This window comes from Desulfofundulus thermobenzoicus (genome assembly GCF_009428905.1).
In the GTDB taxonomy this organism is placed as follows: Bacteria; Bacillota; Desulfotomaculia; order Desulfotomaculales; family Desulfovirgulaceae; genus Desulfofundulus_A; species Desulfofundulus_A thermobenzoicus.
Map to the genome: position 1 here is coordinate 1 of NZ_WHYR01000259.1, position 391 is coordinate 391.

At 44.2% G+C, this 391-nt stretch carries 1 protein-coding gene; it reads right to left on the reverse strand.

What is annotated here, in order from left to right:
* On the reverse strand, positions 1-391 hold a 391-nt coding region (gene coaE / locus GFC01_RS18545; protein WP_152948537.1), incomplete at both ends, for a dephospho-CoA kinase.

Genomic DNA, 391 nt, shown 5'->3' on the forward strand with positions numbered 1-391 from the left:
GTATGTTCCCATTCATTTAATATGTTCTGCAATTGCTTTCTAATAAACGCGAGATCTTGTGTGTTCTCTATCACGCGGTCTGCTTTTTTGCATTTCTCCTCAAGAGGCTGCTGAGAGTGAATACGATTCAGCGCTTCTTCCTCGCTGAGGTCATTTCGATTCATGAGCCGCGACAGCTGCAATTCGGGTGTTGTATACACCACAATGATGCGGTCGACGAGACTTTCCAGCTGACTTTCAAATAAAAGCGGGATATCGAGGACGACGAAGGTTTCCTTCTGACTAACCCCTTCATCTCTCTGTTTGAGCATTTCTTTTCTCACTTCAGGATGAACAATCGCATTCAGCTGCTTTCTTTTCTCTTCATCAGAAAAAATGACGGCTCCTAGGT